The following is a 15106-nucleotide window of genomic DNA, read 5'->3' on the forward strand; positions in this document are numbered from 1 at the left end:
GGCGAATTTAAGGTAACGGAGAATAGTATGGCCGGGCGTGAATTAAGCCACTTACAACAACTGGAAGCTGAGAGCATCCAGATCATTCGTGAAGTTGCAGCCGAATTCGATAATCCTGTGATGTTGTATTCCATCGGGAAAGATTCTTCCGTTATGTTGCACTTAGCGCGTAAAGCCTTTTATCCAGGCAAGATCCCATTCCCGCTACTGCATGTCGACACTGGGTGGAAATTCAAAGAGATGATCGCGTTCCGTGATGCGCAGGCAAAGAAATTTGGCTTCGAGTTACTGACGCACATTAACCCAGAAGGGTTGGCGCAGGGAATTAACCCCTTCGACCATGGCAGTGCGAAACACACTGACATCATGAAAACCCAAGGTTTAAAGCAAGCACTTAACCAATATGGTTTCGATGCGGCTTTCGGTGGGGCTCGCCGCGATGAAGAAAAATCCCGCGCCAAAGAGCGCGTGTATTCCTTCCGCGACCGTCACCACAGATGGGACCCTAAAAATCAACGTCCAGAATTATGGCGCACCTATAACGGCGCAGTGAACAAGGGCGAAAGTATTCGCGTGTTTCCATTATCTAACTGGACTGAGCTGGATATTTGGCAATATATTTATCAAGAAAACATTGAGTTAGTGCCTTTGTACTTTGCTGCTAAACGTAAAGTGGTTGAGCGCGGTGGTCAGTTAATCATGGCCGATGACGAGCGGATGAAGTTAGCCGAGGGCGAGCAGATTAAAGAAGCAGTGGTGCGTTTTAGAACCTTAGGTTGCTACCCACTCACGGCCGCCATGTATTCTGAGGCCGACAGTCTAGAAAAGATTATTGAAGAAATGCTGTTAACCCGTTCGAGCGAACGTCAGGGCCGATTGATCGACTCAGATCAAAGTGCCTCTATGGAGCAGAAGAAGCGTCAAGGCTACTTCTAATCTCTACAGGGTTAACCCTATTTCGCGAAAGTGGCGCAAGTAAAGCGCGACCTTCAGCCAAGCAGATCAAGAGTGAGAATAAGATGGACAAAGCGGTCAATAAAACCAATCTCATGGCGGCAGAAATTACCCTCCATGGTGTGAAAGAATATCTAGCCCTGCAGCAACACAAAGGCTTACTGCGTTTTTTAACCTGTGGCAGTGTTGACGATGGTAAAAGTACCTTAATCGGCCGTCTGTTACACGACAGCGCCCAGATCTATGAAGATCAATTAGCGAGCCTAAAGAGCGACAGCGCCAAGATGGGCACCACAGGTGAAGCCATTGACTTAGCCTTGCTGGTGGATGGCCTGCAAGCTGAGCGCGAGCAGGGCATCACTATCGATGTGGCTTATCGTTATTTTTCAAGTGATAAGCGCAAGTTCATCATCGCCGATACGCCAGGGCATGAGCAGTACACTCGCAACATGGCAACGGGTGCATCAACCTGTGATTTAGCGGTGATTTTAGTCGATGCCCGCTACGGCGTGCAGACTCAGACTAAGCGCCATGCGTTTATCGCGTCATTACTGGGTATTCGTCACTTTGTTGTGGCCGTGAATAAGATGGATTTGCTTGGGTTTGACGAGCAAGTATTCAACCGTATTCGTGCCGATTTTACGGATTTCGTTAAAGATTTCGGCAACCTCGATATCCACTTTGTGCCGTTATCGGCGCTTAATGGTGACAACGTGGTTGAGCGCAGCACTCAAAGTGACTGGTATCAAGGCGGTACACTGCTTGAACTGCTAGAAACCATTGATACTCAACGTGAACTCAGCTCATTGCCTGTGCGTTTTCCTGTGCAATATGTGTCGCGCCCTCACTTAGATTTTCGCGGTTTTGCGGGCACGTTAGCCTCTGGCATCATCAATGTCGGTGACGAGTTAGTCGCTTTGCCATCGGGCAAACGCAGCAAGGTTGAACGTATTGTGACCTTCGATGGTGACATACAAGAAGCGGTTGCTGGCCAAGCTGTGACGATCACGCTGGAAGATGAAATTGATATTTCCCGTGGCGATTTACTGGCAAAACCCGATTCTGCGCCAGCCGTCGCTAACGTGATCAGCGCTGATATAGTGTGGATGGATGAAAAGCCATTACAACTCGGTCAGTTATACGACATCAAAGTGGCCGGTAAGAAGACGCAAGCTTCTGTGACTGCTATCGATTATGTGGTTGACGTTAATACCTTAGCACGCAGTGCGACGGACACTCTTGGGTTAAACGCCATTGCGCGTGTGACCTTAGAACTGACCGAAGACATAGTGTTTGATGCATATTCGTTAGTACGCGATACCGGCGGAATGATCTTAATCGACCGCCTGAGTAATGCGACGGTTGCCGCAGTGATGGTGGTGTCGGGTCAACATGTTAACAAGCAAACAGCATCACAATTTAGTGCCTTTGAAGTCGAGTTTAATGCCTTAGTGCGTAAACACTTCCCCCATTGGCAAGCGATAGATATCACTAAGCTTGGAGCTTAATTTGTGAGTGACTTGTGGCTATTAGCGATTATTTTGATAGGGCTTGTGGCTGGCTTAATTAGCGGCCGTATCAATCCAGCGGTATTGTTTTTATTTGCATTTTTGCTCTGTTATTTGCTTGGCATGGTTGCGCTCGATACCGCATTAACAAGCTTTACCAATATTGGCTTAGTCACGCTGGTCCTGTTGGTGTTGGCCGCGACGGCGTTAGAAAAAACGTCCCTGCTGGGAAAGTTAAGTCAAGTTATAGGCAATAGTTCTTTGCCTATGACAATGGCAAAGCTCGGTTTTTCGACGGCTTTACTGTCGTCATTTACCAATAACACTGCAGTTGTGGCATCACTGATTGGTGTTGTGCGCCGCAATCAGGCACACGCGCCGGCTAAGTTATTATTGCCGTTAAATTATGCGGCAATTTTAGGTGGCACACTGACCCTGATTGGTACCTCGACCAACTTGATTGTGAACTCCTTTGTAGAAAACGCCGGCTTACCCGCCTTAGGGTTCTTCGAGTTTACGCCAGTTGCAGTGGTGATCGTCGTCGCAGGCATCTTGTTACTGACCCTACTGGCGAACATTCTGCCCGACAGACGGGAAGAATCAGGTGAAGAAGCGCTGCCATATTTGCTCGAAGCCCATGTGGCGAAAGGTTCGTCCTTGGTCGGTCGCAGTGTGGTGGATAATAAACTTAGGGCGCTGAAAAAGTTATATCTAGTTGAGTTAGAGCGCAGCGGCATTTGTATTTGCCCTGTGCCGCCCCAGTTAGTGTTGCAAGCGGACGACGTGCTGCGCTTTAGTGGCGCGGTGGAATCGGTTGAGTTATTGCACCAATTCGATGGTTTAGATTGGTTTGGTAAACATCAAGCCAAAGGACAAAATTTAGTTGAAGCCGTACTCGCACCGTCATCCAGTTTAGTGGGCAGTTCGTTGAAAGCCTCGCGTTTTCGTGAGCAATTTGATGCGGCTGTGATGGCCATTCGCCGCGGAAATCATCCGCTGAAGGGCGGACTCGGTGACATTATTCTGCAACCCGGTGATGTGTTGTTATTGACGCCCGGCGATGGTTTTAGCAATAGCGCAAAGCTGAGTTCAGAGTTTGCGGCGATTAGCGGTTTAGATTTGAATGTGCGTCTAGACAGTCGTCGTGGTCGTTGGGTATTGCTGGGCTTTGCGGCAACGATCATCCTGAGTGTCACTGGCATATTACCCTTGGCTAAGGGTTTAGTGATATTGCTGCTCAGTTATTTTGCCATAGGCGCAGTCACGCTGGCTGAGCTTAAACGCCGTTTCCCATTGGAATTAGTGGTGATCGTGGGGAGTGCATTAGGGCTTGCCAACTTGATGATGAGTACAGGCCTTGCGAACAGTTTAGCCCAAGGATTACTCTCAGTTATTAACGGTTATGGGGTATTTGGCGCTTTTGTCGGCGTGTATTTAATGACCTTATTGCTGACTGAACTGGTGACCAATAACGCAGCGGCGGCGCTGGCGTTCCCTATCGCTTACGCGATTGCGCTTAATTACGGTGTCGATGCAAGGCCCTTTATTATGGCCGTTGTCTTTGGTGCCAGCGCGAGCTTTATTTCACCCTACGGCTATCAGACCAATTTGATGGTATTTAATGCGGGTAATTATCGCTTCAGTGACTTTGTCCGCCTTGGATTGCCGTTATCTGTGCTGTATTCCCTGATAGTGATATTTATGGTGCCGATCATCTTTCCATTTTAGTGATTAGCTTGAGTTTATTGCCCTTATGTTAGCGGTTAGTCAACATGGGGATTGAGGAGTTTTTATGACAAATATCGTGTGGCATCAACATCCTGTAGACCAAGCCGCCAGAGCCGAGCAGAAAGGCCAAAACCCAGTACTACTTTGGTTTACCGGACTTTCTGGCGCGGGCAAGTCAACACTGGCGGGTGCATTAGAGCGGGCGTTATTTGAGGCGGGATTCCACACTTATTTGCTCGATGGTGATAATGTGCGCCATGGCCTGTGTAAAGATTTAGGGTTTACGGTTGAAGACCGTGATGAGAACCTGCGTCGTGTGGGCGAAGTGGCTAAATTGATGGTGGATGCGGGGCTTGTGGTATTGTCAGCATTTATATCACCGACCCGTGAAGAACGTGATGGTATTCGTGCCCGTTTTCCTGCGGGGCAGTTTATTGAAGTGCATGTAGCTACGCCTTTGAGTGTGTGCGAGCAGCGTGACCCTAAGGGGTTATATGTGAAAGCGCGCAGTGGCGAGATTAGCAATTTCACTGGTATTTCATCACCCTATGAAGCGCCATTGGCCGCCGAGTTAACCATAGATACCAGCAAAGGCGATTTAGCGACTCAAGTGCGCGCCTTAATCGATTATCTGACGGCAATCAATGTTATCAATACCGATAAGGCTAAAGCACTCGCCTAGTGTTATGACTAGTTATGCCTAGCCATATTAAATCTTGCCTTAGCAAGTGATTGAATGCTCATAAAAAACAGGAGCCTTGGGCTCCTGTTTTATTTTGGGCGCAATGAGTTCACTATGTTCAATGCTGATATTCAAGCAATATGGTTTAAGCACCGCGTTCAAACAGAATAGTTCAAGCATCATGGTTAGATATCAAGTTTTAGCATCATATTCGGCCAGCATACTGGCTATCTATCGCCGTTGCGTATAAGCGGTTAATTCAGGTTCAGCTCGGCGGTTTCTGGCGCTGTTACTGGGATTATCAGGCTGAAAACGCTGCCTTTACCTAACTTACTGCTGACCGTAATTTTCCCGCCAAGAAGTTGGCTGACGAGTTGATAAGTTAAGTGTAACCCCAGCCCAGTTCCGCCATTTCCCCTGCGAGTGGTAAAGAAGGGGTCGAAGATTTGTTTCATCGTTTCCGCGCTCATCCCTATGCCATTGTCTGAGACTGTGATTTCGACTATTTGATCTTCTATCATCTTTGCCGAGATTTTTATCTGGCCATTTCCCCTTCCTTCGAAAGCATGGGTTATCGCATTAGTGACGAAGTTTTCAAGGGATTGTCCGAGTGCGCCTGGGTAGCTGTTCATTTCGATATTGGCATCAATGTCGATTTCGAGCTCATGGGATTGCTTCTTCATCCGTAGCCATGAGGTATGTAGCATGTCCTGAACGAGACTTGTGAGCTTAAAACTACGGCGTTCTTCCCTTGTTCTATCCACGGCTAAGCGTTTGAAGCTACTGACTAAGGTTGCGGCTCTGCTTAAATTGGCTTGCACTATCTCCGCGCCTTCATGGAAGTGAATAAAGTAAGTATCGACATCAGATCGCTTAAGACCCGATTCGAAGGCGTTTTGTAGCTTAGTGCATTCATTTTTCATGCTCGATAACGTGACCTGTGCAGCGCCGACAGGGGTATTGAGTTCATGGGCGACGCCCGCCACCATCATGCCTAAGGATGAGAGTTTTCCCGTCTCGATGAGTTGTTGCTGAGTGTCGTGTAAGTGCTGTAACGATTCGGCTAACGCGGTATTGGATTGGGTGAGTTTTTGCTGTTGCTCGGTTAACTCTTGATTCAACTTGTCCCTTACTCGCATGGACTTTGCTGCGCGCCAGCAGATCCCACCGCCGAGTAATAGTAATAAAATCCCTAGACTGAGCGCTTCCAGCAGGCTGCGTTGATTAATCTTTGAAAGTTGATCATTGGGAACCCGTATCACGAGTTTCCAATCTTGGTCAGAAGTGTTGGTCGCATCTTGTACATTTTCATAATCCCAGAGCCCTTCGGGGGTGATAAAAGCACCTTCGCTATCTTGGGTAATCTGTTGCCAGGCATCGGGATTGAGCTTAGCTAAGGTTAATTCGGGGCGATTAAACATAAATGCCCAAGTGAGTTCGGAATTGGATGAGAGTAGCCAGTAACCCTCTTTATTCAGCAGTGAAAGCTCGACATTGCTGTTAGCCGTAATTTTGGCAATGGCGTCTAACATTGATTGGGCGAGAAAATTGAGGGCAATAAAGCCTTGGCGCTCGCCTGAGGGTAAAAACACGGGAGTGGTGACTCTTAATACGGGCTTGATAGGAGTTTCAATTGTCCCCTTCTCAACATTCAAATCTAAGGGCGAAAAGTAAAAACTATTGGGCGCTAAACGTAAGCTTTGGATGGAGTAGTAGCGTTCGGCTTTTGATTGCAATAATGGCTTAGCAACCACTTGCGGACGTTCTTGGATAAGGTTAACCCTCACTTTCTCGAAGGCATGATTATCGAGCCAACGTACCTGATCGTAGTTTTGTGATGCGGCACTAAAGCTCTCGAAGAAATGTTCGACCTGAGTGAGATCTTGCTCATTTCCCGCCGCATCGAGGAGTGTTTGATATTTAGCAAGAAATAGGGCGTCGCGCTTAATATTACCAATATGGTAGGCAATGGTTTTAGCGGCATCACCTAAAAGGGTGTTCGCCTCTTGGTATAAGGGCACCATGGCATCTTCATGGCGCTTTTGATAAAGCAAAGTGGTGAGTATGGGCACCAACAATAACCACGGCAGCATGAATCTGAGCCAGTAGCCCCAGAAGGTAGGCTGAGTCAATTGCGATGGCGCTGTCATAGTGGTGTTTTTTGGTAGTTTTTAAGCCAAGTTAATAACTCCGGTAGTGGCATTGGCTTAGCATAAAAGTAGCCTTGGGCATCGTGGCAGCCGCGGTCGCTTAGCCATTTCGCTTGCTCTTTAGTCTCAACGCCTTCGGCAATCACATTCATGTGGAAGCGTTGTCCTAACAAGATAATGCTATCGACTATCGCAGCGGCGCCATCATCTGAGGTGACATTGTCGATAAAGGATTTATCAATCTTAATGCGGTCGAAGGTCAGTTTGCTGAGATAGGCTAATGAGGAAAATCCGGTACCAAAATCGTCAATTGCGACTCTAATATCTATCGAGCGTAAGTCATTTAACTGCTTGCGGATGGTTTCGAAATTTTGCATCGCAATCGATTCAGTGACTTCGACTTCTATCTGACCTAGAGGCATGTTAGCGTCGGCAATGTGCTGCTTTAAAATATCGACTATGTTCTCCTGTTCGAACTGCATGGCCGATAAGTTCACTCCCATACATAAATTGGTATAACCCGCCTCATTGAGTGTGCAGAGTGCTTGGCAAGATTGCACGAATAGTTGCTCACCGAGTTGGGTGATCAAACCTGTCGCTTCGGCAATGGGGATAAAATCCAACGGCGGCACATTTTGACCATTTGGCAAGGTCCAGCGAGCCAGCGCTTCAACCCCGACGACTTCACCCGTTTTAATACAGACTTGCGGCTGCAGTGCAATATGGATGTCATTACAGGTAATACTGTGTTGCAGCGCTTGTAAGAGTTCGAAGTGATAGGCCACATTATCGTCATTGGCTTGTTGGTAAGTCACATGTTGTCTAATGCCTAACTTTTTGGCGGTTTTCTGGGCCATGTTGATTTGCGTTATGGCATCGACCGCAGTGCCATCGGCTAATTCTAGTGGCAGTGTGACAGTGCTGATATTAACCGTGATCTTCGATTTTCCTTGCTGATAGGGCTCAATGAACAGTCGACTAATAATGTCAGCGGTGACTAAGGTTTTAGGGCCGAGCACGGCAAATTTATCATCCTTGAGGCGAGCGACTAACACACAAGCATCAAAGTGTTCGCGCAAACAAGAGGCAACGTGTTTGAGCATCTCGTTACCTTGGGGCGAACCAAATACACGATTAAAGTCGGAAAACTTATCAATATCAATAATCAATAAATTAAATTTTTCGCGAATATCTTCCGCCAGCACGCCTTCTAAGGTGCGGAGCAACACGTTGAGATTAGGGATTTTGACGAGCGGATCTTCAAAAGCAATCTTATCTAGTTGGCTCATGAGCGACACGCTATGCAGGCCGCCACAAATATTCATGCTAAACACACGGATCATTTCAGTTTCCGTGATATCCAGTGGTCTGCCTGTGGCTAAATAAACGGAGTAATCGGCGCCTGCGAGTTCGTCGGGGAAGAAGAGGCAAGTAAAGTCATTTTCGATACGGGATTCCCTGCGGCTCAGGCAAAGTTCAAGTTGTGCCCGTATGTGTTGCTGCTCAAGCTGCTGTAAAGCATAGCCAAAATAAGGTTCAAACTCGCCCGATGCGGCAATGATTTGGTGGGAAATACCCTGTTCAGTTAATTCCCCCATTGATTTCACGCACACAATGCCACCATGGGGCAGGTTTAATAGCTGGGATAATTGTCGCAGCATCTTGCCTGAGAGTTCTTTGATATTGCGTGAGGTGTAGAGCGCGCCGCTGGACTCGGCAATCAGTTGCAAACCACGCTTAGCATTGGCAATACTGCTAATTTGTTGATATGAGCGCAGGTTAGTCGTGAGAATAGTTTGCAGTCTATCGGCCGATAACTCGGATTTAGTCCAATAGTCGTTGATATCGTAATCTCGCATTACATCGAAAATAGGGGCCATACCGGGCTGACCTGTAAGCAGTATAATGCGGATTTTTTCGTTACCGAGCACTTCCCGAATAGCACGGACTAACCGTAGCCCTGCATCTTCGGTTTCCATCACCACATCGACTAAGGCGATCGCAAAATCATTTTCCTTAGTTAACACTTGGCAGGCTTTTGCATAGCTAAAGGCTTGGGCCAGCTCAATTTTACAATCTAATACTTTGAGGGTTGATAACGCGAAGGCGGTCGAACGTTGGAAGTTTGAGTCATCGTCCACCGTGAGTATTTTGACTGTTTTTTGATTTTCGAGGTGTTGTGGTGACGGTTGTTCGTCTAAAAAAAAGACATTTTGTTCTTGACTAATCATTCTCTCCATCCTTGAGATGCCATTCGCATCCTTATTCACTCAGCAAATAAAACGAGCATTTTTTATACATAGAGTATTTGCGACAGATGGAGTTTATTCAAGCAAATATTTCTATTAGTCAATAATATAAGCGATTATGTTGCTACTCGATCTTAAAATCCTTAGCGAACAAGAGTTGCAGTGCCTTGAGGTATTCTTGATCCGGTTTAGGTTGCACGAGTTGGGCGAGTTCATCACCAATCGGTGTTAAGCGATAATAACTAAAAAGCAGATTACCGCTCTTGGGCGTAAGCTTCATTTGTATGCCTTGCAGGGCAAATTGAATGGGGGTTTTATTGTTGAGTAAACCAGTTTCGAACTCGCTGCTGTGCAGTATACCCGCATCGACTAAGGTCAGAATGCTGGAGTAGGGTAGGCCAAACTGGGATAAACCTAAATTGACTGAGGTTGTTTTACGGAAATATTGGCCAATCCCACCCGACAAGCGGTAGCCACTGATGAGTTTTAGGCGCTGCTCGTTATTTACTTTCGCCGCCATGCCAAGGGCTTTTTCAAGAATTTGTGCTTCCCTGTGAGTCAGTTGCTTGAGCAGCGCTAGGGTACGTAGACTGAAGTTTCCCGGATTGACTATCTCGCTCGACAATATCCGAGCCCACAAATCTTGCATCTTACGGTTATGGATTTGTTCCGCCATCAAGAAAAATTGATGGCTCCAATCGGGATCAAGATCGACCCCAGTGACATCTGAGTGGGTATAACTGAGGGCTAAGGCAAAAATGGTTTCCACATTGGCCTGATATTCGCTCGATAACTTGCGTGCTCTATGTTGAGCTCGCTCGGCTATTGAGGCGTTCGCAGGGCGATATTCTTGCTCACTGGCGAGCCCTAATTGGCGACCGAGTAGCAGGGCTTTTTTGCGAGCGGATACCTCGGATGCTGACTCGCCTTCTTCTGCCAACAGTAAAATATCTGAATCCTTCATCGCGTTATTAATCCTTGAGCCTGCACTGTGGTTGAGGTGAGGGTTTAGTGAACTCTTACATTCGGTTGTAGCTTACTTTAGATGATCATCTCTTTAGTTTGAGCATCTCGTTAAGCCAATTCTTTGGTTCGTTATTATGCCGTTTTATTTAACGACTTTAGCGATTGATTTCGCACTTTTAGTTGGCCAAGACCATAAGGTTTCATTACCCGGTTCAGGATGGCGCGGAACATTCAGCGCTAGCAGTAACGAACATACGGCAAAGCCCGCCCCTATGTAAAATACAAAGGCGGGATCGGTTAACCATAATAAGCCCAAAAGTACAGGAATAATCACAGCCGCTATGTGGTTTATGGTGAAACTGACTGACATAGTGGCGGCAATGTCTTTGCTGTCGGCGATTTTTTGAAAATAGGTTTTCATCGCAATTGCCATCGCAAACAGTAAATGATCGATGACGTAGAGTGCTGCCGCCATATGGGCTTGTTCGACTAGGGCATAGCTGATAAAGACTAAGATGAGTCCAATATATTCCACAGTAAGCGCATTACGCTCACCAATACGTCCAATCAAACGACCAATAGCAGGCGCAAACAGTAGATTAACGGCATAGTTGATTAAGAACAGCGCAGTGATTTCACTGACGCTATAACCAAACTTTTCAACCATCATAAAGCCCGCAAATACCATAAAGATTTGCCGCCTCGCACCTGAAAAAAAGGTGAGCAGGTAATAGAGCCAATAGCGTTTACGCAGTATGATTTTTTTGTGTTGTATTTCCGTTGTCTCAAACTTGGGGTAATACCATGTTATGGTTAGCACAATGATGAGACCTAATACGCCTATAATCAAATACATATGCAGGTAGTCCAGCTTCAACCAAGTCATTACTAGCCAAATGCTGGCATAACCGACTAAAGCGGCCGCCGAACGCCACGCCAGTGCTTTCCCCATAAATCCAGCCGCGTCTTTTTTATCGACCCATTGCAGCGTTAGCGATTGGTTGATGGTTTCAAAATAGTGAAACCCGACAGACATCAACACAGTCGTTAGATACAGGCCTATGACCTGAGGAAAGAAACCTGTTACCGCTACGCCGATACATAAAATGGCGAGCGAGAGCAGGGCGAAGGCTTGTTCTCGAATGAGCAGCAGCACAAAAATTGCCGTAAAAGCCAAGAAGCCGGGGATTTCGCGCAGGCTTTGTAACATGCCGATTTCAGCACCAGTGAATTGGGCTTTCTCAATCACGAAGTTGTTGAGCAATGCCTGCCAAACGGCAAACACGAGCGACATAACAAAGGTCATCCACAGCAAGAGTGCTTTAGGATCTTTTGCTTGAATAGCTTTCATGGATAAGGGACTCAGGCGATAAGTGTTCAAATGCTAATGCTTTTTTCTTAGGTTGGCTATATAAGGTGTGACTTATCCCTTTCAATTTTGTAACAATGTTTAGGCGAATTAACTCCCTAGGTTACAAAGACGCTAAAGCGAGAATATACCTAAGGCGTTATTTTTGTGAGGCAGTTAAAACTACCGCATATACTTGGGGTGTTTGGCGCTAAGCCCGTGATCTATTTCATGTAAATTGGCGGGTAAATCACCTAGTATGAAATATCATAATTGTCATTTTACTTTTGCATACCAAGTTAAATTCCACTGGAATGCCAATGACTCTGAGTGTCCATTGCTACTTTTAGCACATTTAGTCTGAGCGTTGTGATGTCATTTGATATGCCAAACGGGCATAGAGAGTCGAAATTAAGTCGCCTACATCGTCTTTTCTAGGCCGCTTATTGTTATTTTGCTTGGGATTAATCGAGGCTAAATTGAAAAGAATTCTTATCATTTACTCTAGTGTTCACGGCCAAACCCAAAAGATTGCTAAAAAGCTCGCACAGCAGTTAATGGCTTTGGGTAATGAAGTGGTTACTGCCGATATCAAGGCCGCTCCAGTGCTCACTGAGTTCGACAAAATCATCATAGGCGCCAGTATTCGCCATGGTAAACATAACCCAAGTTTGTACGAGTTTATTGAAAAGCATCAAGCCGTATTGACGGATAAGGTCAGTGGTTTTTTCTCTGTCAGCTTAGTGGCACGTAAACCCGAGAAAAACACCCCAGAGACCAATCCTTACATGCAGGCATTTTTAAGTAAAACCACTTGGCGGCCACAATTGCTGCGCGTTTTTGGGGGTAACTTGAATTACCAAGGCTATAACGCTTTAGATAGAAATATTATCCGTTTCATCATGTGGTTAACGAAAGGACCTACGGACCCTGTTACCAATGTTGAATACACGGATTGGCAGAAAGTGACTGAGTTTGGTGAGCAGATCCACAACGCTTAAGCTTGATATCAAATTTCGGTGCTTCATTTAGCCCTATTCTATTCGCGCCCTGCAAGCTGTATGCATGTCTTAGTCACAAGGGCAAAGGAGCATTAAATATGATCAGTATGATGACTAAACTTCGCTCCTTGTGCCGAGTCATTATGGCGCAACTGCATGTGTGGATTGTCGTGTTGACTATTTTACTCGTGTGTTCCAGTCCGTGGATTTTTATGGGCCGACGGATACCCGATAACGCCAGTTTTTGGGATTATTTGCATGTATATTTAGGTTTAGCGTGCACTGTGCTTGGGATTCTTTTCTTACTCAGCAATATCTTGCGTGGCAAGTGGCACCAATACTTTGGCTGGTTGGCGGGCGATTGGGCACAGTTAAAGCAAGATATTGTTGGACTTGCTAAAGGCAAATTCCCCGTGGCTGGTGGCAAAGGGCTGTTTAGTGCCATAGAAGGTATTGGCATGCTGTTGCTGGTGGCTACAGGGGTTACGGGTCTAGTTTGGTTTATCGTTCAAGGGACGCCAACGGCACTGACATGGCGTGGTTATCACCAAGTCTTTGCGCAGGCTTTTATTGGTTTCTTGCTCCTACATCTCGTCTTGGCTGCGAGCCATATTCTTGATTTTATTCGGCAATAAACTTCAGAACCCATATTGAGCGCTTATATCGATAGCTTGGATTGAACACGCATAAAAATGGCCTCCTAATTTGGAGGCCATTTTTTATTTCAACAATTGTTTTGAATTAGCTAAGACGTTGCTGACGGATCACACCAATTGCGGCGGCGAAGACTAGAAATAACCAGCCTAGACTGCCACCCGATGAGGTTTTAGCGGGGGCGGCATCTTTCTCAACTGCAAGGTAGTTAATTAACCCAATTAACTCATCTAAGGTTTTGATACTGTTTAAATTTACTGCATATTTATCGTTCACGATAAAGGCGGGTACGCTGTCGATTTTGAATTCATTCTGCTGGGTGCGCCAGAGGGAAAGCTTTTCATTAGTGCTTTTGCTATCGGCTAATTCATCGTATTTAGCAGCATCGACACCAAATTGGGCGAAGACTTTTTTGATGTCATCACGGCTGTTAATTTGCGGCTCGTGCTGATGGCCAGGTGCACTATGATCGTGGCCGTTTGCGCCCTCTGCACCTTGGATTGCGGTAAACATGGCATGGGTTAAGGCGTCTTTGTTATCAACGCTTTGGATCACGGCTAATGAACGCATCACTTCGGTGCCAATGTCGCTATTCATAAAGTCGACATGCTTATTGTCGAAACTTATCTGTTTGTTGAGGTTCGCCTTGATATCAGGCAAATAGTTGGTTTCCATATTGAAGCAGTTATGGCAATAAAATGAATAGAATTCAGTGAGTTTTGGTTCGCTGCTAGGCGCTTTGGTCGAGATTTGAGTGTAATGTGTGCCTTCTACAAAATTGGCGGCAAAGGTGCTCAATGGTGCAATCGCTAAGGTTACAGCCAAGGCTAATTGTTTAATCATAGTTTCCTCAAATTCGGTGGGATTGAATTCACAATGTCAGTCGTTGTTATCGTTGACATTCAACGGTCAACATAAGAGATAGAGTGAGCTTCAACCTAGGAGTTAAGCTAGCCAAAATGCCAGCGTTGACACATAGGTTCAGGTTAAATGGAAAGGCTTAATTATGACTGAATTGACATGAAGCTAGTAGGCTAAATCTGTGATCTCAATGGAAGTTTTACCTTAGATTTGGCAGGACTGTAGACAGGATCGCATCGCTAAGTCGGTGCATGTTGATTAAAGCCCAGTTCTGCATCATCACTGGCTAAATTCTTACGCAATATCCCTAAGCGACTGCCAAGCTTCGCACACCTCGCGAAAACGCGCCGCATCGCCATCGGGCCTGTCTGGGTGCCATTTGAGCGCTAAACGACGCCATTGCTTGCGGATATCACGGGCGGTAGCACTCTCGTCTAATTCGAAAACTCGCAGCGCGTTACCTTTGTTCATCAGATTGATATTTAAGCCAATATAGCTCTTATAATTGCTCCAGAATGCCTCAAGTAATTCTCGTACTACGTTTTCGCTAGTGTCGTAGTTATTCCAATCAAGGTAATACTCACGCAGGGAAGTATCTTGCATTATCAGCAGGTTAACGTTTGATGGTACTAGGCGGAAGATTTGAATTTCCATGGCTTTGACTTGTAGCCATTGCTTGGGCAGTAATATTTCCTGCAGTTCAAACAGGGCGTTCATCAGTAGGAAGTTACGTTTGAATAAATCGTTACCCGGATTTTCATCAAGCTGGTGGATCAGCCCTTGGGTTTGTAATTCAGTGGCTAAGTGATGGATTTTCCAACTTTGATTTGAGGCTTGTAAAACCGTAAGCAACGGCCAGATCAGTGGGTTATCGCCCTTAGTGTTTGCAACTCGAATCGATTGAGGTTCTTCAGTGAGTGAGGGTTTGGCAAATAACATACTGACTGTCCCATCCTAAATTGTGAGTGTTACCAATGCGCCGATAAAACTGCTGGGCTGCAACAA

The 15106-nt window shown here is 46.1% G+C and carries 12 protein-coding genes; 6 read left to right on the top strand and 6 right to left on the bottom strand.

Annotated elements, in window-relative coordinates; genetic code table 11:
• Positions 1-27 precede the first annotated feature (27 nt).
• The 4 genes from cysD (at position 28) to cysC (ending at position 4872) form a co-directional block, all read left to right on the top strand.
• The gene (gene cysD / locus AAA952_RS03695) at positions 28-936 is read left to right on the top strand and encodes a sulfate adenylyltransferase subunit CysD (RefSeq protein ID WP_028761749.1); all 909 of its coding nucleotides are present in this window, start codon (positions 28-30) and stop codon (positions 934-936) included.
• Between the two features lie 83 nt (positions 937-1019).
• Positions 1020-2462 carry a sulfate adenylyltransferase subunit CysN gene (gene cysN, locus AAA952_RS03700; protein WP_338254512.1) on the top strand — a complete coding sequence of 481 codons (1443 nt, stop codon included), beginning with the start codon at positions 1020-1022 and terminating at the stop codon, positions 2460-2462.
• Positions 2463-2465: 3 nt separating this feature from the next.
• Positions 2466-4190, top strand: coding sequence for an SLC13 family permease (locus AAA952_RS03705; RefSeq protein ID WP_173242986.1), 1725 nt, complete (start codon positions 2466-2468; stop codon positions 4188-4190).
• Positions 4191-4254: 64 nt separating this feature from the next.
• Positions 4255-4872, top strand: coding sequence for an adenylyl-sulfate kinase (cysC, locus tag AAA952_RS03710; RefSeq protein WP_263168314.1), 618 nt, complete (start codon positions 4255-4257; stop codon positions 4870-4872).
• Between the two features lie 254 nt (positions 4873-5126).
• Here cysC and AAA952_RS03715 read toward each other — a convergent pair whose 3' ends face one another.
• The 4 genes from AAA952_RS03715 to AAA952_RS03730 all read right to left on the bottom strand — a co-directional run bounded on the left by AAA952_RS03715 (position 5127) and on the right by AAA952_RS03730 (position 11588).
• On the bottom strand, positions 5127-7022 hold the full coding sequence (locus tag AAA952_RS03715; RefSeq protein ID WP_338254516.1) for a sensor histidine kinase: 1896 nt from the start codon (positions 7020-7022) through the stop codon (positions 5127-5129).
• A complete protein-coding gene (locus AAA952_RS03720) occupies positions 7019-9253 on the bottom strand; it encodes a GGDEF/EAL domain-containing response regulator (RefSeq protein WP_263168312.1) in 2235 nt (744 codons plus the stop codon). The genes AAA952_RS03715 and AAA952_RS03720 overlap by 4 nt, the downstream gene beginning before the upstream one ends.
• Positions 9254-9395: 142 nt before the next feature.
• A complete protein-coding gene (locus AAA952_RS03725; RefSeq protein WP_028761753.1) occupies positions 9396-10235 on the bottom strand; it encodes a TIGR03899 family protein in 840 nt (279 codons plus the stop codon).
• Positions 10236-10379: 144 nt separating this feature from the next.
• Entirely contained in the window at positions 10380-11588 is a 1209-nt protein-coding gene (locus AAA952_RS03730) for an MFS transporter (RefSeq protein ID WP_113939002.1), read from the bottom strand.
• Between the two features lie 476 nt (positions 11589-12064).
• Between AAA952_RS03730 and hemG the strand changes: the two genes are divergently transcribed.
• Both hemG and AAA952_RS03740 read left to right on the top strand, forming a co-directional pair.
• Positions 12065-12586 (top strand): menaquinone-dependent protoporphyrinogen IX dehydrogenase, encoded by a 522-nt coding sequence (gene hemG, locus AAA952_RS03735; RefSeq protein ID WP_113939252.1) that lies wholly within the window; start codon positions 12065-12067, stop codon positions 12584-12586.
• Positions 12587-12693: 107 nt separating this feature from the next.
• A complete protein-coding gene (locus AAA952_RS03740; protein WP_338254597.1) occupies positions 12694-13221 on the top strand; it encodes a cytochrome b/b6 domain-containing protein in 528 nt (175 codons plus the stop codon).
• A gap of 106 nt (positions 13222-13327) precedes the next feature.
• Here the strand turns inward: AAA952_RS03740 and AAA952_RS03745 are convergent, their stop codons facing one another.
• The gene (locus tag AAA952_RS03745) at positions 13328-14083 is read right to left on the bottom strand and encodes a DsbA family protein (RefSeq protein ID WP_338254523.1); all 756 of its coding nucleotides are present in this window, start codon (positions 14081-14083) and stop codon (positions 13328-13330) included.
• Between the two features lie 312 nt (positions 14084-14395).
• On the bottom strand, positions 14396-15040 hold the full coding sequence (locus AAA952_RS03750; RefSeq protein ID WP_006082872.1) for a DNA-J related domain-containing protein: 645 nt from the start codon (positions 15038-15040) through the stop codon (positions 14396-14398).
• Positions 15041-15106: the final 66 nt, after the last annotated feature.

This window comes from Shewanella sp. M-Br, assembly GCF_036245925.1.
Lineage (GTDB): Bacteria > Pseudomonadota > Gammaproteobacteria > Enterobacterales > Shewanellaceae > Shewanella > Shewanella oncorhynchi.

Excerpts from the sequence above, each read along its gene's own strand:
- AAA952_RS03720 (WP_263168312.1), bottom strand. The coding sequence starts at position 9,253 with ATGATTAGTCAAGAACAAAATGTCTTTTTTTTAGACGAACAACCGTCA.
- AAA952_RS03750 (WP_006082872.1), bottom strand. The coding sequence starts at position 15,040 with ATGTTATTTGCCAAACCCTCACTCACTGAAGAACCTCAATCGATTCGA.
- cysC (WP_263168314.1), top strand. The coding sequence starts at position 4,255 with ATGACAAATATCGTGTGGCATCAACATCCTGTAGACCAAGCCGCCAGA.
- cysN (WP_338254512.1), top strand. The coding sequence starts at position 1,020 with ATGGACAAAGCGGTCAATAAAACCAATCTCATGGCGGCAGAAATTACC.
- AAA952_RS03745 (WP_338254523.1), bottom strand. The coding sequence starts at position 14,083 with ATGATTAAACAATTAGCCTTGGCTGTAACCTTAGCGATTGCACCATTG.
- AAA952_RS03715 (WP_338254516.1), bottom strand. The coding sequence starts at position 7,022 with ATGACAGCGCCATCGCAATTGACTCAGCCTACCTTCTGGGGCTACTGG.
- AAA952_RS03730 (WP_113939002.1), bottom strand. The coding sequence starts at position 11,588 with ATGAAAGCTATTCAAGCAAAAGATCCTAAAGCACTCTTGCTGTGGATG.
- AAA952_RS03740 (WP_338254597.1), top strand. The coding sequence starts at position 12,694 with ATGATGACTAAACTTCGCTCCTTGTGCCGAGTCATTATGGCGCAACTG.
- cysD (WP_028761749.1), top strand. The coding sequence starts at position 28 with ATGGCCGGGCGTGAATTAAGCCACTTACAACAACTGGAAGCTGAGAGC.
- AAA952_RS03725 (WP_028761753.1), bottom strand. The coding sequence starts at position 10,235 with ATGAAGGATTCAGATATTTTACTGTTGGCAGAAGAAGGCGAGTCAGCA.